The sequence below is a fragment of the Williamsia sterculiae genome, from assembly GCF_900156495.1.
Classification (GTDB): domain Bacteria; phylum Actinomycetota; class Actinomycetes; order Mycobacteriales; family Mycobacteriaceae; genus Williamsia_B; species Williamsia_B sterculiae.
The window spans coordinates 13,769-38,532 of sequence record NZ_FTNT01000016.1 but is presented as its reverse complement, the minus strand read 5'-3'; the positions used below and the strand labels follow the sequence as shown (position 1 = coordinate 38,532).

Annotated in this window: 38 protein-coding genes; 16 read left to right on the top strand and 22 right to left on the bottom strand. The window is 67.3% G+C overall.

From position 1 onward, the window contains the following. Window positions 1-11: 11 nt before the first annotated feature. From BW971_RS20080 to BW971_RS20055, 6 genes are all read left to right on the top strand, one after another. Window positions 12-680 carry a hypothetical protein gene (locus BW971_RS20080; protein ID WP_076482867.1) on the top strand — a complete coding sequence of 223 codons (669 nt, stop codon included), beginning with the start codon at window positions 12-14 and terminating at the stop codon, window positions 678-680. Further along, the gene (locus BW971_RS20075; protein WP_076482866.1) at window positions 677-982 is read left to right on the top strand and encodes a hypothetical protein; all 306 of its coding nucleotides are present in this window, start codon (window positions 677-679) and stop codon (window positions 980-982) included. The genes BW971_RS20080 and BW971_RS20075 overlap by 4 nt, the downstream gene beginning before the upstream one ends. Next, complete coding sequence (locus tag BW971_RS22055) at window positions 982-3,018, top strand: type IV secretory system conjugative DNA transfer family protein (RefSeq protein WP_234974524.1); 2,037 nt, start codon at window positions 982-984, stop codon at window positions 3,016-3,018. Before BW971_RS20075 ends, BW971_RS22055 begins: the two co-directional genes overlap by 1 nt. A gap of 22 nt (window positions 3,019-3,040) precedes the next feature. Beyond that, window positions 3,041-3,544, top strand: a complete 504-nt coding sequence (locus BW971_RS20065) for a DUF4913 domain-containing protein (protein WP_234974523.1) — start codon at window positions 3,041-3,043, stop codon at window positions 3,542-3,544. A 12-nt stretch (window positions 3,545-3,556) separates the two neighbouring features. Further along, a complete protein-coding gene (locus tag BW971_RS20060) occupies window positions 3,557-4,525 on the top strand; it encodes a hypothetical protein (protein WP_076482864.1) in 969 nt (322 codons plus the stop codon). A 177-nt stretch (window positions 4,526-4,702) separates the two neighbouring features. After that, on the top strand, window positions 4,703-4,975 hold the full coding sequence (locus tag BW971_RS20055) for a hypothetical protein (protein ID WP_076482863.1): 273 nt from the start codon (window positions 4,703-4,705) through the stop codon (window positions 4,973-4,975). A 121-nt stretch (window positions 4,976-5,096) separates the two neighbouring features. Here BW971_RS20055 and BW971_RS20050 read toward each other — a convergent pair whose 3' ends face one another. Together BW971_RS20050 and BW971_RS20045 are read right to left on the bottom strand one after the other, a co-directional pair. Next, entirely contained in the window at window positions 5,097-7,229 is a 2,133-nt protein-coding gene (locus tag BW971_RS20050; protein ID WP_076482862.1) for a relaxase/mobilization nuclease domain-containing protein, read from the bottom strand. After that, window positions 7,229-7,684, bottom strand: a complete 456-nt coding sequence (locus tag BW971_RS20045; protein ID WP_076482861.1) for a plasmid mobilization protein — start codon at window positions 7,682-7,684, stop codon at window positions 7,229-7,231. Before BW971_RS20045 ends, BW971_RS20050 begins: the two co-directional genes overlap by 1 nt. A gap of 502 nt (window positions 7,685-8,186) precedes the next feature. On the opposite strand from BW971_RS20045, the gene BW971_RS20040 reads away from it, so the two are divergent. The 3 genes from BW971_RS20040 to BW971_RS20030 all read left to right on the top strand — a co-directional run bounded on the left by BW971_RS20040 (window position 8,187) and on the right by BW971_RS20030 (window position 10,659). Then, window positions 8,187-9,641, top strand: a complete 1,455-nt coding sequence (locus BW971_RS20040; RefSeq protein WP_076482860.1) for an AlbA family DNA-binding domain-containing protein — start codon at window positions 8,187-8,189, stop codon at window positions 9,639-9,641. Window positions 9,642-9,775: 134 nt separating this feature from the next. Further along, window positions 9,776-10,129 (top strand): hypothetical protein, encoded by a 354-nt coding sequence (locus tag BW971_RS20035; protein ID WP_076482859.1) that lies wholly within the window; start codon window positions 9,776-9,778, stop codon window positions 10,127-10,129. Between the two features lie 38 nt (window positions 10,130-10,167). After that, window positions 10,168-10,659 (top strand): hypothetical protein, encoded by a 492-nt coding sequence (locus tag BW971_RS20030; protein WP_143690496.1) that lies wholly within the window; start codon window positions 10,168-10,170, stop codon window positions 10,657-10,659. Between the two features lie 54 nt (window positions 10,660-10,713). Here the strand turns inward: BW971_RS20030 and BW971_RS20025 are convergent, their stop codons facing one another. From BW971_RS20025 to BW971_RS19980, 12 genes are all read right to left on the bottom strand, one after another. Continuing rightward, complete coding sequence (locus tag BW971_RS20025) at window positions 10,714-11,493, bottom strand: Fic/DOC family protein (protein WP_076482857.1); 780 nt, start codon at window positions 11,491-11,493, stop codon at window positions 10,714-10,716. A 10-nt stretch (window positions 11,494-11,503) separates the two neighbouring features. Further along, on the bottom strand, window positions 11,504-11,743 hold the full coding sequence (locus BW971_RS21590) for an antitoxin VbhA family protein (RefSeq protein ID WP_076482856.1): 240 nt from the start codon (window positions 11,741-11,743) through the stop codon (window positions 11,504-11,506). A gap of 54 nt (window positions 11,744-11,797) precedes the next feature. Beyond that, window positions 11,798-12,379: a thermonuclease family protein gene (locus BW971_RS20015; RefSeq protein ID WP_076482855.1), complete on the bottom strand. Its 582-nt coding sequence runs from the start codon at window positions 12,377-12,379 to the stop codon at window positions 11,798-11,800. Further along, window positions 12,379-12,600 carry a hypothetical protein gene (locus BW971_RS20010; protein WP_076482854.1) on the bottom strand — a complete coding sequence of 74 codons (222 nt, stop codon included), beginning with the start codon at window positions 12,598-12,600 and terminating at the stop codon, window positions 12,379-12,381. Before BW971_RS20010 ends, BW971_RS20015 begins: the two co-directional genes overlap by 1 nt. Before the next feature lie 26 nt (window positions 12,601-12,626). After that, window positions 12,627-13,214, bottom strand: a complete 588-nt coding sequence (locus tag BW971_RS22050) for a DNA adenine methylase (RefSeq protein ID WP_076482853.1) — start codon at window positions 13,212-13,214, stop codon at window positions 12,627-12,629. A 4-nt stretch (window positions 13,215-13,218) separates the two neighbouring features. Then, window positions 13,219-13,629 (bottom strand): DNA adenine methylase, encoded by a 411-nt coding sequence (locus tag BW971_RS22045; protein WP_234974522.1) that lies wholly within the window; start codon window positions 13,627-13,629, stop codon window positions 13,219-13,221. A 66-nt stretch (window positions 13,630-13,695) separates the two neighbouring features. Beyond that, window positions 13,696-14,331 carry a DnaB-like helicase N-terminal domain-containing protein gene (locus BW971_RS19995; protein WP_076482851.1) on the bottom strand — a complete coding sequence of 212 codons (636 nt, stop codon included), beginning with the start codon at window positions 14,329-14,331 and terminating at the stop codon, window positions 13,696-13,698. Window positions 14,332-14,342: 11 nt separating this feature from the next. Continuing rightward, a complete protein-coding gene (locus BW971_RS21585) occupies window positions 14,343-14,501 on the bottom strand; it encodes a hypothetical protein (RefSeq protein ID WP_159441897.1) in 159 nt (52 codons plus the stop codon). A gap of 14 nt (window positions 14,502-14,515) precedes the next feature. Further along, window positions 14,516-14,755, bottom strand: coding sequence for a glutaredoxin-like protein NrdH (gene nrdH / locus BW971_RS19990; RefSeq protein ID WP_076482850.1), 240 nt, complete (start codon window positions 14,753-14,755; stop codon window positions 14,516-14,518). Window positions 14,756-15,312: 557 nt separating this feature from the next. Beyond that, window positions 15,313-15,459, bottom strand: coding sequence for a hypothetical protein (locus tag BW971_RS21580; RefSeq protein ID WP_159441896.1), 147 nt, complete (start codon window positions 15,457-15,459; stop codon window positions 15,313-15,315). 361 nt (window positions 15,460-15,820) lie between these two features. Next, window positions 15,821-17,476, bottom strand: coding sequence for a ParB/RepB/Spo0J family partition protein (locus BW971_RS19985; RefSeq protein WP_076482849.1), 1,656 nt, complete (start codon window positions 17,474-17,476; stop codon window positions 15,821-15,823). Between the two features lie 136 nt (window positions 17,477-17,612). Next, entirely contained in the window at window positions 17,613-18,200 is a 588-nt protein-coding gene (locus BW971_RS19980; RefSeq protein WP_076482848.1) for an LPD29 domain-containing protein, read from the bottom strand. A gap of 355 nt (window positions 18,201-18,555) precedes the next feature. Here BW971_RS19980 and BW971_RS19975 point away from each other — a divergent pair, with 355 nt between their 5' ends. Next, on the top strand, window positions 18,556-18,930 hold the full coding sequence (locus BW971_RS19975) for a histone-like nucleoid-structuring protein Lsr2 (protein WP_076482847.1): 375 nt from the start codon (window positions 18,556-18,558) through the stop codon (window positions 18,928-18,930). 97 nt (window positions 18,931-19,027) lie between these two features. On the opposite strand, the gene BW971_RS19970 is transcribed toward BW971_RS19975, so the two are convergent. The 6 genes from BW971_RS19970 to BW971_RS19945 are packed head-to-tail and all read right to left on the bottom strand — an operon-like array spanning window position 19,028 to window position 21,051. Next, window positions 19,028-19,342, bottom strand: a complete 315-nt coding sequence (locus BW971_RS19970; RefSeq protein ID WP_076482846.1) for a hypothetical protein — start codon at window positions 19,340-19,342, stop codon at window positions 19,028-19,030. 16 nt (window positions 19,343-19,358) lie between these two features. Next, entirely contained in the window at window positions 19,359-19,697 is a 339-nt protein-coding gene (locus tag BW971_RS19965) for a hypothetical protein (RefSeq protein WP_076482845.1), read from the bottom strand. Window positions 19,698-19,709: 12 nt separating this feature from the next. After that, a complete protein-coding gene (locus BW971_RS19960; RefSeq protein ID WP_076482844.1) occupies window positions 19,710-20,093 on the bottom strand; it encodes a hypothetical protein in 384 nt (127 codons plus the stop codon). An 18-nt stretch (window positions 20,094-20,111) separates the two neighbouring features. Then, window positions 20,112-20,456 carry a hypothetical protein gene (locus BW971_RS19955; RefSeq protein WP_076482843.1) on the bottom strand — a complete coding sequence of 115 codons (345 nt, stop codon included), beginning with the start codon at window positions 20,454-20,456 and terminating at the stop codon, window positions 20,112-20,114. A gap of 47 nt (window positions 20,457-20,503) precedes the next feature. Beyond that, entirely contained in the window at window positions 20,504-20,755 is a 252-nt protein-coding gene (locus BW971_RS19950) for a hypothetical protein (protein ID WP_076482842.1), read from the bottom strand. After that, window positions 20,752-21,051 carry a hypothetical protein gene (locus tag BW971_RS19945; protein ID WP_143690495.1) on the bottom strand — a complete coding sequence of 100 codons (300 nt, stop codon included), beginning with the start codon at window positions 21,049-21,051 and terminating at the stop codon, window positions 20,752-20,754. Before BW971_RS19945 ends, BW971_RS19950 begins: the two co-directional genes overlap by 4 nt. Window positions 21,052-21,212: 161 nt before the next feature. On the opposite strand from BW971_RS19945, the gene BW971_RS19940 reads away from it, so the two are divergent. The 6 genes from BW971_RS19940 (at window position 21,213) to BW971_RS19925 (ending at window position 24,332) form a co-directional block, all read left to right on the top strand. Further along, window positions 21,213-21,416, top strand: coding sequence for a hypothetical protein (locus BW971_RS19940; RefSeq protein WP_076482840.1), 204 nt, complete (start codon window positions 21,213-21,215; stop codon window positions 21,414-21,416). Between the two features lie 14 nt (window positions 21,417-21,430). Continuing rightward, window positions 21,431-21,730: a hypothetical protein gene (locus BW971_RS19935; RefSeq protein ID WP_076482839.1), complete on the top strand. Its 300-nt coding sequence runs from the start codon at window positions 21,431-21,433 to the stop codon at window positions 21,728-21,730. Next, entirely contained in the window at window positions 21,727-21,891 is a 165-nt protein-coding gene (locus BW971_RS21575) for a hypothetical protein (RefSeq protein ID WP_159441895.1), read from the top strand. Before BW971_RS19935 ends, BW971_RS21575 begins: the two co-directional genes overlap by 4 nt. 209 nt (window positions 21,892-22,100) lie before the next feature. Beyond that, window positions 22,101-22,310: a hypothetical protein gene (locus tag BW971_RS21380; protein WP_143690494.1), complete on the top strand. Its 210-nt coding sequence runs from the start codon at window positions 22,101-22,103 to the stop codon at window positions 22,308-22,310. A 239-nt stretch (window positions 22,311-22,549) separates the two neighbouring features. Further along, window positions 22,550-23,059, top strand: a complete 510-nt coding sequence (locus BW971_RS19930; RefSeq protein ID WP_234974521.1) for a hypothetical protein — start codon at window positions 22,550-22,552, stop codon at window positions 23,057-23,059. A 298-nt stretch (window positions 23,060-23,357) separates the two neighbouring features. Beyond that, window positions 23,358-24,332, top strand: a complete 975-nt coding sequence (locus BW971_RS19925) for a helix-turn-helix domain-containing protein (RefSeq protein ID WP_143690493.1) — start codon at window positions 23,358-23,360, stop codon at window positions 24,330-24,332. On the opposite strand, the gene BW971_RS21570 is transcribed toward BW971_RS19925, so the two are convergent. Next, window positions 24,329-24,499, bottom strand: coding sequence for a hypothetical protein (locus BW971_RS21570; RefSeq protein WP_159441894.1), 171 nt, complete (start codon window positions 24,497-24,499; stop codon window positions 24,329-24,331). The two genes, BW971_RS19925 and BW971_RS21570, sit on opposite strands and share 4 nt — an antisense overlap. A gap of 5 nt (window positions 24,500-24,504) precedes the next feature. Beyond that, on the bottom strand, window positions 24,505-24,690 hold the full coding sequence (locus BW971_RS21375; protein ID WP_143690492.1) for a hypothetical protein: 186 nt from the start codon (window positions 24,688-24,690) through the stop codon (window positions 24,505-24,507). Window positions 24,691-24,764 lie beyond the last annotated feature (74 nt).

Below are 24,764 nucleotides of genomic sequence, written 5' to 3'. Positions count from 1 at the left end.
GGAGAACCCTGATGGCACACACCGAAGATGAGATGTGGGACGTCGCTGAGCGAGCGGTCGCCGACGGCGCCGACACCCTGCGGTCGGCCACCACGCACCGCGATATCCGTGCGTGGGCGACCGAGGCGAAGGTCGCCACCAAGAAGCTGTGGCCGAAGGTCAAGACCGAGCTACGCAAACAGCTCGACATCGACTACGACCAGCTCGCCGCGGACACCGTTGCCCGCGAGGCCGCCGAGCTGGCCGCGTCCGCCGACACGGCCCCGCTGATCGAGTTGTGCGCAGCCGGTGACGCCGAGGTGGGCAGTTTCGCCGTCTGCTCAGCCCGTGACGACCACGAATCCTGGTACGGGGAGTTTCACCCGCAGGACCGGATCTACGAGGACGGCGACGATTTCAGCGCCGAGCACGCCGCCGCGGACAAGGCGGTGTTCCTGGCGGGCAAGGTGCGCGAGAAACTCGACCTGCCGGCGGTGCGGCTGACGGTCTACTCCAGCCACCCGGACCTCGACGCCGATGCACTGTCCGCGTCGGCCACCCGCCATCGGGTGGTGGCCTCAGTCGAATACCGCGACCAGAACAGCGCCGTCGCGCTGTGCCGGGCACCCGGGTATCGCACCTGGCGCGAGATCCGGCTGCCCGCCCTGATCACCCCCGACGATGCGGCGGTCGCATCATGACCGCCGGGGTGATCGACCCGCGTCGCGTGCGGCTACGGGCGGCCCTGTCGCACCTGATGGCCCGCAGTCTCGACCCCCGCGTGCCACCGGCACAGCAGCGGGTCTGCGCGATCGCCGCCGACACCCTCGGCCCGATCCTGGCCGCCGACCCGACCACGCACACCGCACAGATCACCGCGGCCATGAACCGCGAGACCCGCCCCGCGGTGGCCGGGGTGATGGGCGAGGTCCGCGACCAACTCACCGGTACCGCGCTGAGTCGCCACCAGCTCAGCACCCACACCTGCGCAGGAGAGTGGTGATGGCGGCCACCCGACCGGGCAAGATCGCGAACCCGTCCAACTCGGAGGTCGGCCTCTACGCCGGCCTCGCCGCGATCGGCATCGGGATCGTCGCGGTGCTGTGGCTGGCCCTGCATCTGGCCGGTGGGCAGACCGTACCGGGCAACCCGATCGCGCTGCTGATCCTCACCGCGCGAGGGAAAGTGGTGTGGGGTGTCGCGGCCACCGTGTGGGCGATCGTGCTGTTGGCGCTCATCGCCGCCCCGATCGTTGCCGGGTGGCGGTGGTGGACCACCCACCGGGTACCGAAAGCCCGCGTCGACACCGCCGCCCGCCACCTGGGGTCCGGCGCCGACATCGAGGGCATCACCGAAGAATCGGTGCGCGACAAGGCCGCGAAACTCAAGGTGGTGATGCCCGACCCGGCGGTGCAGCCGTACTGCTCACCGGGCACACCCATCGGTGTCACCGTCGGCGGGTCGGTGCTCAACCGGTCCACCGGGCGCACCTACGCGTCCTGGGAAGACGTGTGCCTCGACATCTGGGGTCCACGGATGGGCAAGAGCACATCGCGGATCATCCCGGCGATCTGCGAAGCACCCGGAGCCGTACTGGCCACGGAGAACAAACGCGGCAACCTCGACCACACCCGCCTGTTACGGGAGTTCCGCGACGCCAACGGCGTGGCCACCCGACAAGTGTGGGTGTTCGACCCGCAGCAAGTCGCCAACGAAACCGCCTGGTTCTACTGGAACCCGCTGAGCTACATCATCGCCGACACCGACAACCCCGGCGGGCTGCGGTACCCCGCGGTGATGTCGCTGGGCGGCGCCGACGACCATATCGACCCCGACGACGACATCCTCGCCGACGACCCGCCAACCGGCAAAGAGCTGGTCACCCTGGGCAACGCACCCGTCCCGGTCGTCAGTAGCGATCCCGAGGAGCGGTCGGCGTCGCTGGCCGAGCAGTTCGCCGCCGGTGAGGGCGGTGACGCCGCCCGCCGCGACCCGTATTTCGACCCCGAAGGCGAAGACCTGCTGGCGAATCTGCTGTTGGCCTCCGCACTGGCCGGCGAGCAGATCATCGAGGTGTACAAACGACTCGCCCGCCGCGAACGGTGCAAGGACGCGGTGCAGATCCTCACCGACCACGGCTACGACAGCATCGCCGAAGGGCTGGCGGCGAAACTACGGCTGGCCGGTAAACAGCAGGACGGCATCTTCGGCACCGCCTTGAAGATGGCGCGGTGCCTGCGCACCAAACGGGTGGCCCAGTGGATCACCACCTTCGACGGCGACACCCGCCCCCAGCTCGACGTGCACGGGCTACTCACCGGTGGGGAAACCCTGTACTGCCTCTCGCGTGAGGGGGTGGGATCGGTCGGCCCGATCATCGCCGCGCTGACCGTCGCCACCTGCGAGGCCGCCGAGCAGATCGCGACCGCATCACCGGGCGGTCGGCTCCCGACCCCGCTGCTGTGCGCCCTCGACGAGGCCGCCAACACCGTTCGGTGGCGCCGTCTTCCGGACCTGTACTCCCACTACGGGTCTCGCGGAATTCACATCATGACGGTGTTGCAGTCGTGGTCCCAAGGTGTGCGGGTATGGGGCGAAGACGGCATGAAACAGCTCATGGGCGCGGCCAACGTGTTCGTCTACGGCGGCAACAACAAAGAAAACGGTTTCCTCGAATCCCTGGCGAAACTGTGCGGCGACTACGACCGAGAGGTCGTGAGCGTCACCAAAACGCGTGACTCACACACCACCAGCCGCCACATCTCCCGCGAACCCATCTTCACCGCCAGCGACCTCACCGCGTGGCCACGCGGTCGGGCGTTGGTGTTCTCCGCCGGCAACCGTCCGACGATCGTGAAAACCGTTCCCTGGATGGACAAACCGTACTCCCACCTCATTGAGGCATCCCTGACGGAATACGGGGAGGCCACCACCCGCATCGGCCGGGTGATGTCGAAGGCGATCGGACGCGGCGGAACCACCCCCGCCCAGGCCGATGCCACCGACACCGAACCCGACGACGTCGACACCGCGGCGTGACCACAGAAAGGACACCACACCCGTGATCGACGACGACGACTGGCTTGCCGACGACGACGATGCCGAAAAGAAGCCGAAGAAGACTGCTCGGCAACCGCAGCGGTCCGCGAAAGCCGAGCAGAAGCGGGGCAGCGATGGACAGGGCGACAACGAACCCGCGTTCGACTCGGTGTACGCGTTCGTCGAGGAGCACCTGGTCTACGTGTACGTGCGCGACGTGATCACCGATCCCGAGTTTCGGTGGTGCCCGCAGTACATGGACCACCCCGAAGTGATGGACCGGTTCGAGGCGCTGTGGCGGGCATACGAGCAGCTGCGCCAGGACCCCGGCACCGGCATGAGCACGTGGTGGATCGAACACGCCGACCGGCAGATGGCGGTGATCTTCCACGAGAAGGGCCCGTTCGCCGGCTGCTCGGTCGAACGCGGGCACCACCCACCACTCGACAAGCTGCCCGTCACCCGCATGGAAGACGAGATCCTGCGCCAACTGATGGCCGGCGACACACCCACCACCCCTGAATAGGAGAACACCGGAATGGAACACCACGAACACGAAGAACGAGAACTTGTCGGCGACATGGAACGCACCATCGCCACCGCGATGTCGACCGTGGGCTCGCTCGTGGAAGCGTATTTCCGCGCCCGCGCCCGCCGCGGCTGGGCGCAGAACCGGACGACGTCAGACCGCGACACCGATCGCACAACGGGTGTCGACGTGCGCGACCCGTCGCCGACACCGTCGGAGCCGAGCACTGAACTGGCCGTACCCCGACAACCGGGGGCGATATGGGAATCCGCGGAATACGGGCAACTCGTCGACCACGAGCTGCGCACCCACGGCGTCGACCCATCCCGTATCGGTGACGCCGATCAGGACCGCGCCTGGATGCTCCGCGCGGACGGCGGCGACATCATCGACACCTACCGTGCCGCGGACCGGTGGGCCAGCCGCAGCGAGCAAGCCCACCAGATGCGTGACAACATCGCCGCCGAACTCAGCGACTACGGCCTCGACCTCAACGAGCTGCTCGCGCAACCCCGCGACCAGGCCGCCGAGCAGGTCGTCGACGCCCGCGCCCAGTGGTGGGCCGACAACGGCGCCGACAAGGCCACCGCCGACACCGAAGCCGACCGCGACGGTGAACGCATCACCGGGATGCTCGGCGACGCCGACCAGGCCGAACGCATCGAACGCGACACCGCGCAGCGATCCGACGACGCCCGCGACGCCGCCGACGGTCTGGTCGTCGACGACGAGCAGAACACACCGCCACCCCGACCTGGTGACAGCGGCGCGGCCGTCGAAGCGGCGTCGACGCTCACCCGCGCCGAGCGGGTCGCCGAGTACGCCGGCACCACCGCCGCGGGACGGGCCGCGGCCATCGCCGCGGTGAGTCACCCCACCCATCCCCGCGACGCCGCCAACGCCAAGACCAAAGACACCACCCACCCCAAAGCAGGGCGGGCGGCGTCGGTCGGCCGACAGAAAGGTCGCGGCCTGTGAGGCCCACCGCCCGGGTCGGTGATTCCTCACACCCGCGAGACGCCGCCAACGCAACGGGCACTGACACCGCCCACCCCACAGCTGGCCCCGGACCGTCCGTCGGCCGAGAAAAGGGGATGGGCCGGTAGCCGCCGACCCATCCCCGTCACACACCCCCACTGGAAAGAGGGAACTGCAATGAAAACACTCACCACAGGCCGCCGCCAGCTCGCCGGCGCCGTCGCGGCACTCGGAATCGGTGCCGCGGTCGTCACCGGCGCGGTCACCGTCGGCGCAGGCACCGCGTCGGCGAATCCCGGGTACCCGATCGGCTCGGCGACGCTCGCACAGTGTCAGGCCAAAGCCGCCAACAACGCCGCGTACTACCACTCCCACGGCGGGGGCGGGTGGGACTACACCTGCTGGCCCGCAGGCGGGCAGTGGTTCTATACCTCGCCCTACGCCGCGTAGGAGGAACGACGTCGTCGAGCGTCGAACGGACCGACCAGATGCCCCGCACACCCCACGGTGTGCGGGGCATCGTCGCGTTGAGAGGTGATGCAGCGCGATGACCGTTCATCCGTCTCGGCGGTTAGCGCCCGTGGTCCCGGTCCTGCCGTTCGGTGCTGGGCGGAGCGTCGCGCGGACCGCGGCGGTGTGGATCATGCTGTGAGCGCTGCTGAGCGGCCCGGGTCGGGTCTGTGGGGTGACTGACCCGGGCCATGCGTGCGGCGCGCTGAGCGTCGGACATGGGCCGGTCGGCGGGTGCCCGATCGGGCGCGGCGGCGGGTGCCTGGGCGGTGTAGGACCGTTCGGCGCGCACCGTCGCTGTCTCGATCGCCGTGGCGCGGGACTCGTAGCCCTGCGCGCGCAACCCGTCACTGATCGCGCGTGACGTGGCGGCGAGTTGGGAGAACATCGCCTGCCACGCGTAGCGCGGGTCGTCGTGGCTGGCGGCGAGCATGGTCGCCGCGATCCGCCGCAGAGCGGCCACGGACACCTGCTGGCCGGGGCCCGGGACGCGCCGGCCAGGCTGCTCCGGTGAACGCACACCGCCGGCCGCATCCGATAGCGCATCAGCCAGCCGCGACATGTCGCCGGGTGTGTCGCCTTCGGTCTGCACCGCCCACGCCGAGGCGAACCCGGCGGTCTCCGACGCCGCCCGCGCCCACGAACTGTCACGGACCCTGGCGCGCTCGTTGCCCGACAGGCCGTCAACGGTGGAACGCCACGCGGCCGCCGCCTGCGCGGGGTCGGTGTCGACACCACCCGCTGCTGACGGTGACGCCCCCAGCGACGCCCACGCCTGCTGCGCCGCACGCTGATCAGTCAGCGTCGGCGGGCGCCAGTGCACGCTGGCGCGCATATTCGGCAGCGATAATCGGTTGTCGAGCTTCCCGCCGCCATGCCAGATCGGTTTGCCGTCGGCGTCGGCGTACAGCTGCGGTCGCAGCGCCGCCGAATAGCCGACCACATCGGTGTCGGAACCCTTGGCGTATCGGGGCCGGATCAGCACATCGGGGTGCGCGGCCGCGGCGCGCACGAACCCGGCTTCGGTGTTGGTGTTCCGCGCGAGTTCCCGCAGCACCGACCGCAACCGTTCCTTGGCCTCGGCATGGTTCAGGCCGCGCGGCGCGCGCCCCGGTCGCTGCGGTGCTGGTGCCGCGGTGGTGGGGAAGTGGTTCGGGTCGATGGTCTCGCGTTGATTGTGCGCCCACGCCGACAGGGCGTCGGAGCGTTGCGCATCATCGGGTGCCGGCCAGTGCTCGCGCAGGCGGGGGAGGGTGAGGTCGTTGGCGAGTTTCCCACCGCCGTGCCACACCGGGTGACCGTCTCTGGTGGCGTACCGCGCCGTCGGCAACGCGACCGAATACCCGACAACCTCGGTGCGCGACCCGGCCGCGTACCGGGGTCGGATCAGTAGGCCGTGGGCGCGGGCCAGGCGCACGAACTCGGTCTCCGACTCCGCGCCGTAGGCCACTGCGCGCACCGTGCGGGCGAGGGTGTCTTTCACCGGTTCCGGGCGCCCGGTGCGTCCGGCGATGTTCTCCTGCGCCGGCGACGATCCCTTGCTCGGGTACTGGCGGGCGCGGCCCTGGGTGACGCGCAGACCGTGGCGGCGTTCGATGTCGGCGCACACCCGCTGCGAGCGTTTCGCGTCACCGGTGTTGTAGCTCTGGCCCGGTTCGGGGAACCACAGCTTGACCACGCTGCCGTCATCACGCACCCGGGAGGCGACGATGTGAATGTGATCGCCGCCGGCCTTGGTGGTGCCGTGATGCACCGCCGCCCACCGGGCCGACGCGTCACCGGGGGAGTCGAACCCCATCTCGCCCATGAACTCGCGCGCCACCGTCGCCCACGCCTGCTCGGTCAACGGTTCCTCATCCGGTGCTAGGGACAGCGAACAGTGCCACACGTTCTCGTCGTGGGTGGCTTCGGCGATCGCCGCCGACCCGGTGAACCCACGCTGCTGCGCGGCGCGGAGATCCTGTTTGTCGGTGCGGGTGACACGCGTACCAAACACCACCCGCGCAGTGTCCAGCTCACCGGCGAACTCCAACGCCGCACCATGATCGAGGACCGCGCCATACCCACCAGCCCCCACCAACATCTCCGAACTCGCGGCAACGACATGCGGGTTGGTGTGCTCGTTCGCCCGGCCCGGACCGAACAGGTACGACACGAGCCCGGCCATCTTCGCGCCGCGCTCAATGTTGGGCATCACGAGGCGCGGCCCTCGAATCCGAACGTCTCCCCGAACGCGGCCAGCACCCGGTCAGTCGCCCGCCGCACACCGGCCACCGCCGCCGGGAAATCCTCGGGGATCTCCCCATCGGTGTTCGCCTGCCGGGCGATCTGGTTCATGTTGTTGCCCAACGCGGCGACCAGGTTGCGGACCTCGCACGCCTGCGCCCACGCCGCCTTACGGCCCTCCCAGTCCACCGGTTCGGCCGTGGAGTCGGTCAGCGCGCGAGTGACCATGTAGCGCTGCACAGTGACACCGGCGGCGCGTGCCCGGGCGCGCAGCAGCGCGTCCTCGTCGGCGGTGACCTTCACCTGAATCGGTGTCGCCGTACGGCCTCCTGGACTGTTCGCCCGCCGCCGTCGCAGCACCGACCGCCGAGGTTGCGGCGGCGGTGCTGGCTCGCGGTCCCATGCGGGAGTGTCATCGCTCATCACGACACCGCCCTTCCTCGCCGCGACCGGCCCGCCGGTCGTCGTTCGACACCCCGCAGGTGTCCGCTCGTGGGCCGCGCACCATGTGCGCGGCTTGTCCTTCCGCTCGTCCGGCTCAGCGCAGCGAACCCACACCGTGGGGACACCCAACCGCACCGGTTGGGGCACACCGTACCGCGACCAGGGACGGTAAACAACGACTTAGCTATGCTAAGTCACAGCTTGCTCCGCCCGGGGCATACATGCACCTCCCGCTGCGCGGGTCCAATGGTCACCGCGGCCACGCCCTTCGGGCGCGGAAAAAGCCGATCGCCCTGCGGGCGATTCCGCCGTTCGGCGGTCACGCCGGACCTCGACACCACGCCAGTCCCGTTGCGGCTGCGGATGCTCTGGTGGTCGTGAAACGACAGGCTTGGGACACCGGGGGGCACCCAGCAGGTCCAGGCCGTCGTGGCCGAGTCGCCTGTGGCGAATGGTGCGGGAGGTCAGGGATGATTAGTCTGTGACGCTTTTCCCGTTCCTGGCTGACGTGTTCGGAGTCGCGACAGTCGCCGAGATCGACGCAGCGGCAATAGGGCGTGCCGTCGCTGCCGGCGTGCCCGAGACCGAGCAGCTCGACTGGAAGTCCGTGCCATACGGCAGTAGAGAAACCGAAGAACTCGCGAAAGACGTGGCGGCATTCGCCAACCACCACGGCGGTCTCATCGTGATCGGAATCCGCGATGACCACCACAACCGGGCGGTCGAGGCAACACCGTTCACCACGCCACCGGCGACGATCGATGAGCAACTTCGCCAGGTGCGCACCGCACGTGTGCGGCCATTCCTACCGACCGTCACAGTGCATCCCATCGCCGCGACAGAGGAGGGTTCGTTCTTCGCGATCATCGAGGTACCGGCTGGCGCCGACGCACCCTACGCATGCCAGCCCGAGTCCCCAACAGCGACCACACTTGCGTTCCCAGTCCGTGATGGCACGACAACCCGATGGCTGAAACAAGACGGCGTCGCCCGCGCATACCGGGACCGATTCACCAGCCGCGTCGAACTCGCTGATCGCCTCACCGCCAACCATGACAACGGTATGGCAGCCGTCAGGAGCTACATGCGGGACCGAAACCTCCTCGGGAATGCACACAGTTTAAGTGCGGTCGGCGCTGTGGTGTCGGTGGCGGCCGTGCCAATCAACATGGGCGCCCGGACACGCGGGGTTGCCGCTCGTCGTGAAGAGATCAAGTTCCTCACAAGATGGATCGACAACAACAAAGAGTGGCACGGAGCGTTTGTGGCCTTCCCGCCCCACCACAGCTACTACATGGCGCGCCCGGCCATCGGACGCACCTTGTTCACCACACCTGACGCGACGCTTGCGCTGCACCACGACGGCGGCGGATTTGTAGCCCAGTTTTTCCCTTATGCTTCTCTACCGCACGCGCAGCTAGTCCACGCCCCACCGAGGCTTAAACCGCTAGGCGACCAGTGGGCTATCGTGCCGAGCGACAAGATCGAGTGGTCGTTGTTCGTCGCAATCATCTTTCTAATGGATCACGCGGTCGCGACCGGGGCGGCCGGTGAACTAGAGCTCATCGCCCAGCTGCATTTCGGAGACACCAGCCGCGCTGTCAATGGCGGTGTAGCCGAAAGAGAAGTGACAGGCATGGGCCGCGAGTCTTTTCTGGTGCCCGACACCGGAGCGTTCTCACCCGAGACTCAGCCCGCGCGGACAACGACCACAACCGAGGGCGCCGCCGGTGACGAAAAGTTCCGGCGCGCTGCGGCCGCATCGTTCGAGTTAAGTGTGGACATCTTCGCGGAGTTCGGCTTCGACGAGCCGCACGTGTTCACCGGCCAAGGTGGGCGCGACGAAGGGTTCGGTCGGGCGGCGTTGCCTGCGTCGAGTGAGTGGCTCGGTCGCGTGTTCGGTGAATCGCAGCCGGTCAGCAGACCGCCTGATTGATGCTCACCGGGCTACCATCGTGAACGGTCGAGCGCGGTTTCTTTGCCGTCACCACGCACGACTTGTGTTACCCCACGGGCACCGGCCGGTGTCCGTGGACCTCACGTTTTTGCGGTCAACGAGAGAGAGTTCTGATGTCTTCACCCGCGATCGATTTCGCGTCTATCGAGTCCCAGGTCCGTGCCGAAGCGGACCGCAAAGTCGAGGTGCTCCGCGCCATCGTCGACACCCACACCCAGCTCACCGCAGCGCGTGATGCGTTCTTCGCCGACGACGCCCGTCGCGTCGCGGAACTGTCGGCGCTGACGAAGGAAGCGAGCGACCTCGGCCTGGACACCAAACACATCAAACCGTTTGAAGTCTCCCGGCTAAGCCCCTCACGAGGTGAATCCCGGCGACGTGCGTCACGCCCGCGTAAGCCGAGCTCACCCGCACCGCGGGTCACAGATGCGGTCTCGGCCGATCGGACGGGTGAGGCGCAGTCGTGACGGTGCACGCGCGTGCAGACGAGAACGTGGCAGGCGCGTTGGCGGACATCCCGGCAACCCACTGGGTTGTCATCGTGATCATCGCAGTCGTGCTCGGGGTATTGGGAGCTGTGGCTCTCGACCGTTACGTGAGAGGCCGGACAACGCCGACGCCGGCGTCGGCGGCAACCGCCAGCGACGAGCAGGACGAGACCGGATCCTCCACCCCGTACGTGGTGGGGTTTCCGGAGAGCCTTCCCCCTGGTGTTCTCAGCGCGCCTGCGTTCCGGGTGCGGATCGCGGTCGGTGAGGAAGTCCTCCCCATTGATCGGGACGTGTACGCGCTCAACCCAGACACCGGACACCCGGTATTCAGCAGCGAATCCGACGCACGCCGCGTCGGTGAAGACGTCCAGTCGACCCACATCACACCAACGCTGAACCCGCGCCGGGCGTCGCGGCGGGACATCTGGGTCGACGTCGACGCGTTCGACGGTCATACGTGGTGCCGCGTCACCCACGACGACGATCTTGGTGGGGTAGACCGATGAGCCGACGCACAGGTGCGTGGGCGCAGCAGCAACACGACTCGTCGCTGTGACCGGTCAGCGTTCGTAGTCGCCGCGGTCCCGGCCCGGGCGGGGTGTGTCCCGCCGGGTCGGGCGCGGCCCGGCGTTGGAGTCGCGAGTGATGTCGGTGACCGGTCGTGGGTACCCGCGGCGCGCGATGCGAGCGGCCCGCCGCGCCGGTGACTCCTGCTCCGGGTCTGGCGATGCCGGGCGGTCGATGGTGATGTGCGCGAATACCGGGACCAGGAGTGTGTGGTCGGGGGTGTGGGCGCCGCGGTCTGGCCCCGATAGAGCGGAGCGCTGATCCCACACCTGTTTCGGGATCCGCGCGAAGTCCAGGCGATACGGGGTACGTTCGGACAGCTGGTGTAGGAACAGTTTCCCGGCACGGCCGTTGCCCTCCCTCGCGAAATGCGCCTGATTGATATGGGCATATACGCGGGCGGTCTGTTCGGCGAACGTGTCCCGGTCCACGGTCTCCCACGGGACACCGTCGATGATGCGGGCCGCGTCGGCGAGGTAGGTGTCGATCAACTGCGGGGAGGCGAACTCGATCCCGTCTTTGCTCAGCCCGACGGTGCGGTTCTGTCCGGCCCACTCGTACAGCTCGCCGAACAGTTCCCGGTGCAGCGCGCGGAGGTGATCACCGTCGAACGTGCGGGCCACGGTGATCTCACCGCGGCGGATACTGGCGTCGACGTCGGTGCTGATCTCGTACTCGTAGTCGCGCAGCGCGTCGGGGTCGGTGATGCCTTCGAGGTTCCGCAGCACCCGGGTGCCGGGGTAGAAGTAGTCCTCCCACCGATCGAACGCCACCGCCGGGTGCTCAGGCCCGTCGCTGGGACCGGGCGTGCGCGCGGGCGCGGGCCCGCGCACGAAACGTGGCCCGATCAAGATCCCCCGTCGCGCGGGCACACAATGCCGCGACGTTGTCGCGGGTGGGTTCCCACCCCTCCAGCACAGAGTTGGCCACGGCACCGGTCACCGACGCGGTCTGCTCGGCGGTGAGGTCGGTGAACAGGTCCGGCCATTGTTCGGTGACCGGGGTGTGACGGGTCGTCGTCATGGTGTCTCCCTGTCTCGGGTTCGGTGACCATTTTACCGGCCACCACGGGGTCTATCAGTGGGTGCCGCACTGTCCCCACAGTCCGGCCCGTTGGTGCTGGGCGGCGGTCTGGGCTGCGCGGAACTGGTCGCGGTACTTGTAGTTCTGGTGGTCGTAGTCGTACTCGCGGGCAGCGCCGGCGGTGAGCAGTGTTTGGTTGAGCATGGTGTCGTCGTGGCCGGGGTGCTGGATCCAGATGTAGGCCAGGGTGCGGCCGTAGCGGTCGACGCGGTCGACCCTGGGGTCGGTTTCGAGGTTCACCTGGTGGCCGGTGGCCAGCTGGTCGGTGAGCGCGGACGCTTGCGGGCCCCAGCACTGCACCGGGGTGTGCGGTTTCTTCGTCTCCGGTGTATCGACACCGATCAGCCGGATGGTCACCCGGTGGTTGCTGCCGTCGGTGTAGGTGGCGATCAGGGTGTCACCGTCGACGACCCGGTCGACGTGGGCGGGCCGCCCGTGTTGGTGGACGGTGAACCTCACCACGCCGCTACTCGGTGCCTGATGCGATGGCTGCGGTGTGTCGTGACCGCACCCTGCGGCGCCGGCGAGGACCGCGACCGCGGTGACGAGGTGGGTCAGCCAGGTCCGCGCGTTCATCAGTCGAACAACCCCGGCTGTCGGGCAGCGGCGGCGGCGTCGGTGCGCGCGATGTAGGCGTCGACGAGCCGACGGGCCTCGGAGGTGGTGTCGAGTTCGAGGGTGTCGGCGACCACCGTCAGCGGTAGGCCACCGTCGATGTGCAGATCGTGGGCGAGCTTCTCCCGGTACTCGGGGGTCTCGTGTCCGTAAGCCACGCGCCCGGTGATGGTGTCGGTCATGGTGGGGTGTCCTCTCGCTTTCTCGATCAGGAGGTGATGGCGGGTCGGGTGCGTCGGTGCGCGCCGACGCGACATGCTGTGGAGCAGAAACGGCGGGGTCGCCCGGTGGCGGCCGGTGTGCTGATCGGTCGGTCGCAGTGGCCGCAGCGCACGATGAGGTCCGCGACAGGGGTTTCGTTACCGATGCCCGCGAAGGGGAGAGTTTCGTTACCGCCGATCGCGGTGGGGAACGGGCGGTTGGACCAGAGCACCTCGGTGCGGTCTTGGCGGCTGCCTCCTTGCCCGGTGATGGTGGGGATCTCGAGGCGGTCCCACCCAGCGAGGGCGGTGTCGTACAGATCGGAGGCGTACCCGGACAGCACCACCGATGCCCGGCACTCGGTCAACGCCGACAACAGGTCCCGGTGGGCGGTGTCGTCTTGCATTTCGACCTGATAAGACCCCGATGAGCGGGTTGCACCGAGGTAGGGCGGGTCGACGTACAGGCAGATGTTGCGGCGGCGTCCGTAGGCTTCGATCAGATCGAGAGCGGGTCGGCATTCGAGGCTGACGTGGTGCAGACGTTCGGCCGTGGCCGCCATCCGGTCGACGTAGGCCTCGAGGTATCCGGGCATCCCCTTACCCGTCGCGGTGGGGTCGATGTAGTGCCGCCATCCGGTCTTGCGGAGGGTTCCTGCGCGTCCTTGGTTGATGCGCAACCCACACCAGGCGGGCCCGTTCTAGGTCGTCGAGGTCCGCGTGATCGCTGACGTTCTGCGCCTCGATGAGTTCGGCGCGCGAATGTGGGGTCAGCGCGCACACCCGCGCTAACTCGGTTGGGCGGTCTCGCAGCACGCGCCAGAACGTCATGAGGTCTCCGTCGAGGTCGTTGACGGTTTCCATGCGGCTGATCGGCTTGGTCAGCAACACTGCCAGGGATCCGGCGAACGGTTCGACGTAGTGCCCGTGCGCGGGCAGCATGCCGGCGATGCGCGGTGCCAGTCGCGTCTTACCGCCGAAGTACGCCATCGGTGGGGTCTGTCGCGGCATGAAGGTCGCCTTTCATCGGGTGCATCACCGGTGTGTCACACCGGGTGTGATTCCACGCGTGAGGTGTCAGGTCAGGTCCGCGAGTTGGTTGCGGCGGGTGTAGAAGTCGTCGGCGGCTTTGTGCTGGTAGTCGGTCAGCTGCGCCCAGTGCCCGGCCAGGTCTTCGACGGGGGACTCGCGGACGTGTTGAGCCATGCGCGCTAACAGGACTTGGTGGCCGCGGCGGTACCAGAGGGCCAACAGTTTGTCGGCCAGGTGCGGGATCTCGACGACCGCGGGGACAGGGCCCGCGGGGGACACCACACTGACCATGAGTGAGGCGACACCGGTGGTGTAGTGGCCGGCTTCGACAAGACGGGCATTGACCAGCGCGGGCATCGGCGCGGTGCGGGTGGCGACGTCGGCGATCGCGGCGTAGATGGTGGCGTGCTGATGGGACACGAAATGCTTGGGCAGCAGTACCGCGGTGATGGCTCGGGCCACGGCGGCCGGCGCCCACAACAACGCCGACAGCACAGCCCGTTCGACGGCGAGTGCGACTCCGATTTCGGCGTCGGGATCGTCCCCGAACGCTCCACCGTCAACGGCCTGGTCGATGTCGTCGACCACGGGTTCGCTGAGGTCGTGCTCGGTGATCCGCTCGTCCATGGCCAGCATGTCGTCGCCTCCTTCGGTGTCGTCGTCGTTGTCGGGTGTGCTCATGGGTGTCAGTGTCAGCCGGCTCGTACGCCGGTGAGGTCCTCCCGGGCGAACTGCTCGTACAGTCCGGCGGTGTCCTCGAGCTCGGCGGCGAGGTGGTGATCGCCTTCGGCGTGTGCGGCCTCAGCTTTGGCCCACATCCGGGTGGCGGCCTGGTCGTAGTCCATGCTCATCTGTCCTGTTCCTTTCATGCGGCCTGGGCGGCGGCGGCCGTCTTCAACCGGTCCGGTCGGAAACCCTCGAAGTGCTCGTCACCGATCACGACCACCGGGGCCTGGAGGTGGCCGAGTGCTTTCACGTAGTCCAGGGCGTCGGAATCTTCGCTGAGATCCACGACGGTGTAGTCGGCTCCGAGCTTGTCCAGAGCTCGTTTGGTGGCTCCGCATTGGACGCAAGCCGGGCTGGTGTAGACGGTGATTGCAGCCATTGTTTCCGACCTCTCACATTGGTTTCGTGCGACTGTTTATGGGTTTGATTTTATACCGTATTCGGTTGTCCCGCAATACTTTCAGCGATATTTATTGCCTTTATTATGCGGTCAGCGTTCGTGTTTGTTTCTGCCATTTCCTGATATTAAGCCGCTCTCAGTCGGGGACCGGGGTGTCAATGTTCCGGAGCACGCATACCGGCGCGAAATAAGCGGAACTCCGCGCCAGCGGTGTGTAGCGCGTGCCGGTATGTGTGTGGAGTGTTCTTGACACCACGGGCACCGACTTTCGAGATCATCGGGCGGCTCAGGGAATGCGAACCAATGGTGAGACGCGTTGTGGTGGTGCGGTAATGCGGTATCGCGGTCTGACCGCTGTTCACGTCGCGGCGTGAACGAGGGCCACCCCGTGGGGGTGCCCGACCGGACCACCGTCGAATCGAGACTCCGGCGCGTTGGCGGCGGCACCCCCGTGCAGCGTCAGTTGTTTTTCTTTTTTTACCCACCACGGGGCGGTGAAGCGCCCGACCCCGGTGGGGCCGGGCGCGGCCGTCCGGTCAACGGTCCGCCCCGGTGGTGCGGTCGGGGATGATGATGTGTTGTTCGGTGACCCAGGTGTTCCCGTCGAACCGGCGGGTGGTGGAGACGATCGTGCCGTCGGGTTTGTGGTCGTAGCTGACGGTGGGAAGCTCGGAGAAGTTCATTGTTCGGCCCTTTCGGTTGGCGTCTGTGACGCCTGCTGTCAGGCTGGTCGGGGTGGGCGGTCAACCCCGTAGAGTGCAGGCCCGGAACCGGTTTCGGCTGCGAGCGGCAGCGAGTGAGGGTTGCCGGGGCTGGTGGAGCGCGTGGGCGTAGCGCAGCGGAGAACACGCGAATGTGCCGGAGCGTGGGTTGACCGGTCGGGCCCCCGGCCAGCCACACTGGGCAGGCACACGACGCCCTCACAGGTGACCAGGCACGCGACAGCCGCCGGCGGCGGGGTTCGATGCCCCGCCGCCGGCGCACGCACCGCACCCGGACGGTCGGGGCGACCCGGTGGTGTGGGCCGCCCCGACCGTCACCTGGTCAGGCGTCGAGGTCGATGCTGTCGCCGGTGCGGTCGCCGGTGATCACTTCCTCCACCTCGGACAGCGTGTAGCCGAATACCTCGACCAGCGTGCGCAGATACGTTGCCCGCGCCCGGTCCAGTGCGCCACCGTCGTAGACCATCCCGGCACCGCGCCATGCGTCTTTCGGCAAGGTCGACTCATACGCGGCGCAGGTGATCGCGGCCAGGATCACCTGGGCACGTTCCGGTGCGGCGTCGGTGATCTGCTCGACCGGATCGGCACCGAGCAGCTCGGCGGCGATGTCGCGGGTGACGTAGTCGACCCGGCCCGAGGAGTACAGATCGGAGTTGCGCCACATCGTGGCCGCGTGCAACCGGGCCATGATCACCGCTGTGCCTTTCGGCAACGTCTTGCGGGTGAATGCCTCGCGCAGCTTGGCCCGTCGCACCTCCTGGGCGGCGAGACCGGCCCGGTTGAGGACCTTCACCCGTTTACGCTCCACCCGATCGACCTCGGCCTGCTCAGCTTCGGCGCGGGCGGCCTGCTCGGCCCGATCGGCCGCACTGGTCACGTCGGCGGTATCGGTGCTGTCGTCCTGGTCACCGCTGAGCCGCCGGGTGCGGGCGAACATGGTTTCCAGGGCGTCGACGGCCGGGTTGTGGTGATAGAAGGTGACATAGGCGGTCCACTGCTCGGTTTCGGTCAGCTTCCGGGGGTCGGCCAGACCCTCGGCGGGCGTGGTCTCTTGATCGGCCTCGTCTGCCAGGTCCCAATCGACACCACCCTCATCGAACGCGTTCCCGTCGGCGTCGACCCACATCGTGTGGGCCTCGGCGTCGACCACGGCAAGCAGGTAGTGACGGGTGAGGCTGTCGTGGTCGGTGTCGGCGACGGGTTCGCCGGTCTTCATGCGGTACAGGTTGGCGAGATCGGTCCATTCCCCGGTGTAGCCGGGGTGATGGTCGGCGACCTGGTATCCCTGCTCTGTCAGTTCGGCGACCGCTGTACGCACGGTGCGGCGCTGGCCGTCGGTGCGGGCCAGGTATGCCGCCGCGTGGTCGAACATGCCTTTTCTCGCCGCCTCGACCAGTTTGTCGACGGCCTCGGTGTCTCCCTCGTCTTCGTAGCGGGCGACCACGGCGCCCTGGTCGAGGCTGAGGCCCGCGTCGACCACGACACGGGTCGCGGTGGCCGATCGGGCGGTCGCGGCCGCGTTGTCGACGGCGTGGGTGGACCGTAGGCGGGTGATCTGCCCGACCTTGGTCCGCGACAGTCCCAGGTCCAACAGTTGTTGCGCACCGCAGGCGCGTTCGAGGTCGTGCAAGTCGGTGCGGTGTTCGTTGGTGACCAACTGGTCGGTGATCCGGGCGATGGTCGCCTGATCGCCGGTCGCGGCGTCGGCCACCACGTAGACCGGGATGGTGGCCAGGTCGGCCTCACGGGCGGCCAGCGTGCGCAGCTGCCCGTCACGCACCCGCACGGTCCCGGTCTCGTCGCGGACCGCGAGCACGGGCAGACGCACCCCGTGGGTTTTCACCGACGCCGCGAACGGGCGCGGCACCGTGTCATCGGTGCGCACGTTGGTGTCGATCACGAGATCGGCGGGGTTGAGGTGCAGCAGCTCCCCGGCCTCGACGGCGGTGGCGGCTGCGGTGTTTCGGTTGTTTCCCACAGGGTTCTCCTTTATGGTGGGGTCACAACCGAGCCACTAGGGATGGCTCGGTTTTTTTCTTGTCCGGTGAGCGGTTGCCCACCGGAAATCGGGGGACCGGCGGTCGTGTTCTCGTGGGCGCCGGTGTCGCGGCGGGTTAGTGGCGATCCGCGACGGTGGGGGTATCGCCGGTGTAATCGGTGCAGTGCACGGCGGCGCTGATCACCGATCCGAGATCGGGCAGGTGCCGCCCCGTGACCGGCTGGCCGTGGTACTTGATCCACCGGTTCTCATCAAGCCGGATGGTCGACAGGTCGCGGTGCAGGCGGTTGTAGGTCAGGGCGGCGGGGTCGATGTCCTCGATGCTGAACGCCGCGCGAATGTCGGGGTTCTCGGCGGCGATGGTCTGCGCTGCGGCCACCACAGCCGGGTCGGAGATGTCGCGGGAGGTGTTGATCCCGTCGCAGTAGTAGCGGCGGACCTCGGGCAGCTCGGCGGGGTTCGTGCACACCAGCGCCTCGCCGAGGTCGTCGTAGGAATCGGTCATCCCGTTGAACTGTGCGCCCTGGAACTGGTGGGTTTCGTGGCGTACCTGCTGGTCGGTCGGCCCATCGGTCCAGGAGACGCGGATCCACGACGACGCCGTGCCCCGGTCGCAACGAACGGAGAACTTCACACCGGGCCAGGTCGCGCGCAGGTGCTTACGGATCTCGGCGGCGGTTTGTTTGGTGGTGAACACGGTCATCGGTGTTGCCTCCCGGTTGTGGTGCGGGGCTCCCGGCCCGGTGTGACCGGAACCCCTCATTCCCTGATAAAAGGCCGCATTCGCGGACGGGCCGGAGGGGCAACCCTCGGAGGAGAAGAAATCGCCGCGAAATAAGCGCAGCGCGTGGCGATTTGTTCGGGGGAGAGGGTTTCCCCGCAGGTTCGGCCGTGGAAAGAATCGGCCTATCAGGGAATGAGGACCCGTCGAGGGACTTCACGGTGCGCCGCAGGCGCTCGAATCAGGTGAACGCAGTTCACAGTCGTTGGCAGAAATGATTGTTCGCCGACGTTGCGCTCATCGGGAAAAGGTGATCACCCCGGTATTGTCACGGGGTATGGCACAACAGCGACTCGTCCAGTTCACCGACGATCTGGACGGTAAGGATCTCGCCCTCGATGATGCGCACACGGTGTCGTGGGCGTGGTCGGGGGTGGAATACGAAATCGACGTCAGTACCGCGAACCTCGACAAAATCGTCAACGGGAAGGTACCGGTGTCGGCGTTGCTGGAGCGTTCGACCCGGGTCGGTGGTCGGGTGCGGTCGACGGCACCGAAGACCACCACCAGTGGGGGAAGATCGACGCCGGCGATCACCGGCCGGGAACAGACGCACGCGGTGCGGGAGTGGGCGCGGGCCAACGGCTACGAGGTGGCCGACCGAGGCCGTATCCCGGTGGACGTCGTCGAGGCGTTCAACGCCGCACATTAGCCCTGTTGGCCGGCCACCTCGACCGTGACCACGGTGTCAGGGTGATTGTGCGGGAGCTGCGCGGGTGCGGGAGGGCTTGGTGTTGCGGTAGCTCTGTTTAGTGGCGGTTGGCGATGCGTTGGCGGAGTCGTTCGTCTTCGGTGTGGATCAGTGTTTCGTCGGTTCCGATGAGGTACTCGGGGTCGGCGTACATGAAGGTGCATAGTTCGGTGCACACGTCGTGGGGAAGGTGTCGGAGTCCGTTGCGGGCGGCGTCGATGTCGGCGGCGTTGATTTTCCGGCCGAGGCGCATGCCGATGACGGTGGCGACGTCTTGGTTGGAGACCTCTGGTTCATCGGAGTGGTGGAATTGGGCGAACAGCCGGTTGATACGTGTGGACAGCGGTAGTGGGAAACGGTGGATCTCGGTCATTAGTCCGCCGGGCCCGTCAGGATTCCACCGACCTGATCGGTTCGAGGTGTGGCGCTGCGGGTTTCAGGACGTATTTCCGGCCTGGATGCGGTAGGGGGTATCGCAGAAATACTGTCCAGATCGGCGACACCGCTGCCCCGGTGCGGCGGAGCTTTACCCACGCTTCCAGGATGTCTGCGGTGTCGCGGTTGGAGCGGTCGGCTTGTTCGGCGAGCTTTTCGAGCTTGGTGCGCATGATGGCGCGATCGAATGCGTCGTCGAGGCGCACGCTGAGCGGGTGCGGTGGTTTGGTGAGGTGCTGAATGTCTTGGCGGATCAGCCATGTCAGTTTGTCGTGGGTGATGCGGTGTTTCATGTGGTGTGTCTCCTAGCGGTGGGTGGGTCTCTGTGCGGCGGTATCGAACCAGCGGACGACTCCGTTGGCTGCGTGGGCAGCGCTGAGCGCATCTGAGGCTGTGTGGAGTGCCGCGGCGGCGTTGTGTATCTCGCCTGCGGCGGTGATGGTGCCGGTTGCGTCGCCGCCGAGGGCGTACTGGCCGTCGTAGTGGATGCCATCGATGACGCCGGCGTGCCATCGTGCGAGTTGACGGCACACTTGCTCAAGGGCGGTGATCGTGTCGTTGAGTTCTCCGAGGAGCCGGTAGGAGTCGGACGGTGAGGGAACGTCACGGGTGGAGTGGGCCAGCGTGCGGGCGTGGTCGCTGAGTTCCTGCGCTACCTGAACCTGGCGGTGTTGTTCGTTGGTCGCCATCTGGTAACTCCGTTCGATTCATGTTGCGGTGCGGATGGCGGCGAACCATCCGTGGGTGCGTGGGTGTCCGATGCTGCTGTCTTCGTTGCCGGCGTTGATGCCCCAGAGGTTGGTGGCCCAGGTGTCGAGTGCGGTGGACTGGGTGCCCGCCACTTCGGTGATGATGGTGTTGTCGTCGAGCACGAGTGCGACCCCGGCGAGTTCCCGGTCCGACCAGCTGTGTCGGAAGGGCGGCCATCCGTGGGTGCGAACAAGTTTCGCGCGGCGGATGAGGTCGGCGCGGTGGTGTCTGCGGGTTTCGTCGGACGGGACCGCGTCACGGTTCCTGCTGGCCGTCTTCGACGGTGGCGGGGTGTCGTTCATGGGTGAAACCTTGGGTGCTGGCTCAGGATTTCGTGCTGGAGGTCGGATCACCGGAGCGATCCGAGGGTGGTGCGGCCGTAGTCGGCGACGCGGAGGCAGTCGTCGTCGGAGAACAGTGGTTCCACGTAGCACTCTCGACTGGTGATGACCTCGGCGTCGCGGGCGACGGATTCGAGGTAGTTGGCGGTCTGGTTGGCGCGGGTGCTGCCGTACGGTCCGACGTACCAGGTTCGTGCCTTGCTGTTGTCCATGACGTCGACGACGCGAACGATATGGACGTTGCTGTGCTCGTAGCTCATGCCTGGTGTCCTTCACGGTTGGTGTGGGTGGTCATTGTCCCAGGTCGCTCCGACAGCGACGTGATGCTTCGCAGGTGGGATTCGAGGGGTGCGTCGTCGACGCCGGCGACTTCCTCGAGGCGGATCCGGAATCCGTGCTCATACGGGGTTGTGGGGTGTGCGACGAGTCCGGTGAGGAGTCGCCCCGCTGTGGTGGCCCGATTCGCCTGGCTGATGCCGGCCATGGTGTGGCTGGCGTGGGTGTATCCGGCGATTTCGTCGAGCAGGGTCGGTACGGTGTTCGTGCTGTGCATCACGGCCCTTTCCGTGGTGTTCGGCAGGTCCGTGGGTGTTCGCGCACCCGCGGACCATTTTGTCGGGTCGGACGAAAGCGGTTTCGCGGACCCACCACTGAGTATAGCGCGCTTATCCACGGCTGTATAGGCTCCGGGGTGCGTAAATCGGCTATACTCGGGGTATGGATGCGCTCGATGAGATCCGGGAGAACCGTCGCGAGAGGGCGCGCCTCGCGGCGCGGGTGGGCGAGTTGGATGCACAGCTGCCCGGCCCGGATGGTCTGGTGCAGGCTGCGTTCGATGCTGGTCATGACGGGCCGGAGATCGCTCGTGTGGTGGGGGTGTCCAAGCCGCGGGTGTACCAGCTGCGCGACGATCGGCGCTGAGAGAGGGGTGGGGTGTGCCAGCACAGGCGTGGGTGACCCTTGTTGTGGGTGTGGTGGCCGCTGTCGGGGTGATCGCGACGTGGTGGCAGAAAAACCATGCCGATCGGCGAGCGGAGTGGTGGCGGCGTCTGAGCTGGGCATTTGATAACGCGCTCGATGAGGACCCGGCCAAGTCGAGCTTCGGGTGGCTGATGGTCGAGCATCTTGGCCGATCGCAGCTGGCGACCAAAGCCGATGACGAGCTGTTGCAGAAGGTGGCGGAGCGCTGGGTCAACGGCGATACTGATACCAGCACGATGGAGGAGTCGCGATGACCACGACCGAAGCACGCCACACCCGCCGCCCGCAGGCGGCTGGTCGACGCAGCCTGGATTCGTTGCACACCGCCGCCCGCGTCGCGGCGGAGGCCAGTAAGAAGACCGGCCGTCCCGTAAGCGCGCGAGTCTCCGAGCTGCTCAAAGACCAGCAGCGGTAGCTACCCGCGTCCTCACACCCGGGAGTCCAGGGTGACGCCCCCCGAACACCTGACGGTCTGTTGGGTACAGGTTACGAGGTGATGGCTGGGCGATTGCCGTCGACGCTTCCCGTCGTCTCAGAGCCTTGCCCAGCCTGCACAGACCGTACCGGGGATCGAAACTGTGTGCGAATATGGGTGTGAGGGTGAGTGGCGAGGGGAGTCGGCTGGTGTCTGAGCAGACGGGTGACGAGTCGGGTGCTCTGGCGCGCCGTAGGGCGCCGCGGCGTAGCGGTCAGGTGTCTGTGGCCGACCTGGTCGCGATCGTGCGCCCCACGGGCCTGTGGGACGCCTGGCGGTGCTTCACGGCCGACGAGCTGGGCGAGGCCGAGGAGTACGCCAAGAGCCTCGGAGTGGCGGTGCAGTACTTCAATGAGTGACGCGGCCGCCGGGCCTTAGGGCGGGTCATGCCCACGCGAACCCTCGATGATGTTGCGGCGTAGGGCGTTCTCGATTCGTCCGTCTTGTCCGACCGACCAGATCTGACAATTTGCTGTGGGGGAATGTAAAGCGAGTTACGGTCTAGTTTGCTGGGCTTGCAAACTAGTTCACTTGGCCCGGCTTCTACTCACAAGGGATTGCCATGAGAATTTTCAGGTCGGTTCAAGCAGGTCTTGCCGTGGGTGCGGCTATCACCGCAGTGACGCTCGGCGCGGCGCAGGCATCTGCGGCTGAGGTCCAGGCCAAACCGACCGCTGAGTCCGTGGCGGCGGTCCAGCATCAACTCGAATCGCAGGGGGTCACGCCGACGGTGCGGACCTCCGGTGGGGTAACCACGAAGGACTACACCGGCACCACACCGAGTGGGTCACGGGTGGTCGTGGAGACCACGCAGCCCGCGCCGGTGAAGCCCGGTCAGGTACAACCGCAATTCCATGTTGGCGTGGGCAACGGCATTTACATCTATCTCGATCGCACCGACCAGAACGCCCTCATTTACGGAGGGTCCACAGCCTTGGGTGTCGTCATCTGCGGCACGCCCGGCGTTGGCACGCTCGCGTGTGCCGGTGTGAGTGGGGCTCTCGCCGCCGCGGCAACGTACCTGTCCTCGAACGGCTTCTGCTCGAACGAGCTGGAGATTCACTACCTCGGGTTCCCGGATCCCTTCCCGTCAGTGAAATGCGTCTAACACGCCCTGAGCAGCGCGGCGTCAGCGCCGGGATCGTCTTGACGGTGATCTTTGCGGTCGCGGCCGGAGTTTCAGCCAGTTCCTTCTGGGCTGCACTCGAGACCGCTGCGGTCTGTGTGGTGCTAGTCGCGGCTGTCATTCTCATTCGTCATGCGGGACATCGCGGTAGCAGTACCGACGACTGAATGAGTCCGGCTTCGGTGGCCGTGACACGGACCAAACAGTTCGTGTCACGGCCACTGATGGTTGGACCTGGTTCGACAAGTGACGCCACCGCACAGCTCTAGAGTGTGGGGTCATGCCCGCTCGAACTCCTGATGATGTTGTGGAGCAGTGGCGTGCTGCGCGTGACGCGGGCGTCGAGGACTTTGACATCGCTCAGCGTTGGGGCGTGTCGCCGTCGACGGTTATCCGGCGGTTGGCAGACCTGGACGCCCGGACGAACGGTTCACGTCCGCCCCGCCAGCCGACCGGTTGGGAACGACTGCGGACGCTGGTGGAGGCTGCGGTTCCCGGGTCGTATTTGGGAACGGCCGAAGAGCTGGCCGCGCACACGGGGTTGGCGGCGGGCTCGGTGTGGAAGCGGATGCGTTCATTGGCCGCGGCCAATCTGGTGGTCGCCGCGCACGGGGGCGGGGGCGGCTACTGGCGGGCAGTGCAGGGTTTCACCCCCGCACAGGTTCAGACCCGTTACGAGCTGCACGAGCTGGCCGACGAGATCGACACCCACCTCGATGCCCTGACCCGGGCCGAGCTGCGGGCGATCGCCGCCCAGCTCCGAGTGATCGGGGACCGGCCGGCGGCGGGCCAGTCACCGGTGCGGGTGACCGATCAGATGGTCACCGCGTGGCGGGCCGAGCTCGAGGCCGGCGCATCGGTGAGGGAGGTTGCCGACCGCTGGCAAGTGGCCCGGGAAACGGTGCAACGCCATGTCGGGCCGACCGGTCGTGTCAGCGGCCGACGTATCGACCCCGCGGTCGTCGACGAGTGGCGCACCGCGATCGCGGCCGGCGCATCGGTGCAGGACATCGCCGACAAGTGGGGAGTCTCCAAATCGGCGGTGCAGCGGCACCTCGGGCCGCAAGGTGTGCCGCCGGGGCCGGCCCCGGACCCGCAGGTGACCGTGGACGACGCGGTCGCGGCGTTCGAGCGAACCGGGACGATCCTGGGTGCCGCGCGTGACCTAGGGGTGGGGGAGATGAAGATCCGCACCCGCCTATGGAAAGCCGGGATCCTGCCCCACCACCCCGTCGACCGGGACCGCGAACGCTAACGGCTGTCGAGGTGGGTGATGTGCTGCCAGTGCAGGCTTGATCGGCCACCGGATTCCCACTCCACGGTGACCAGCCCGCCCGCCTGGTCGACGACCGCACCGGGTTCGCCGGCATCGCCGCCGTCGACACGCTGGACACGCGCGCCCGGCCAGAACGAAGGCACCATGACTGTCACGCCGCGAGCTGACCGGCGAGGTCGGTGAGGGTGCCACCAGCGGTGGCCTGGTACGCCGTCTTCAAACGGGATGACTCGAATGGGGTAAGTGGGCGGCCGAGCATCGCCGCGACGATGTCAGCGATCGCGACGATGCCGTCCAGATCCACGCTGCTGGCGCCTGGTGTCCGAGAATCGCTCATGGACCGCACAGTAACGCTCCGTGGTGACACTGCCGCGCGATCACGATGCCAGGCCGGACATTCACACCAGCGGC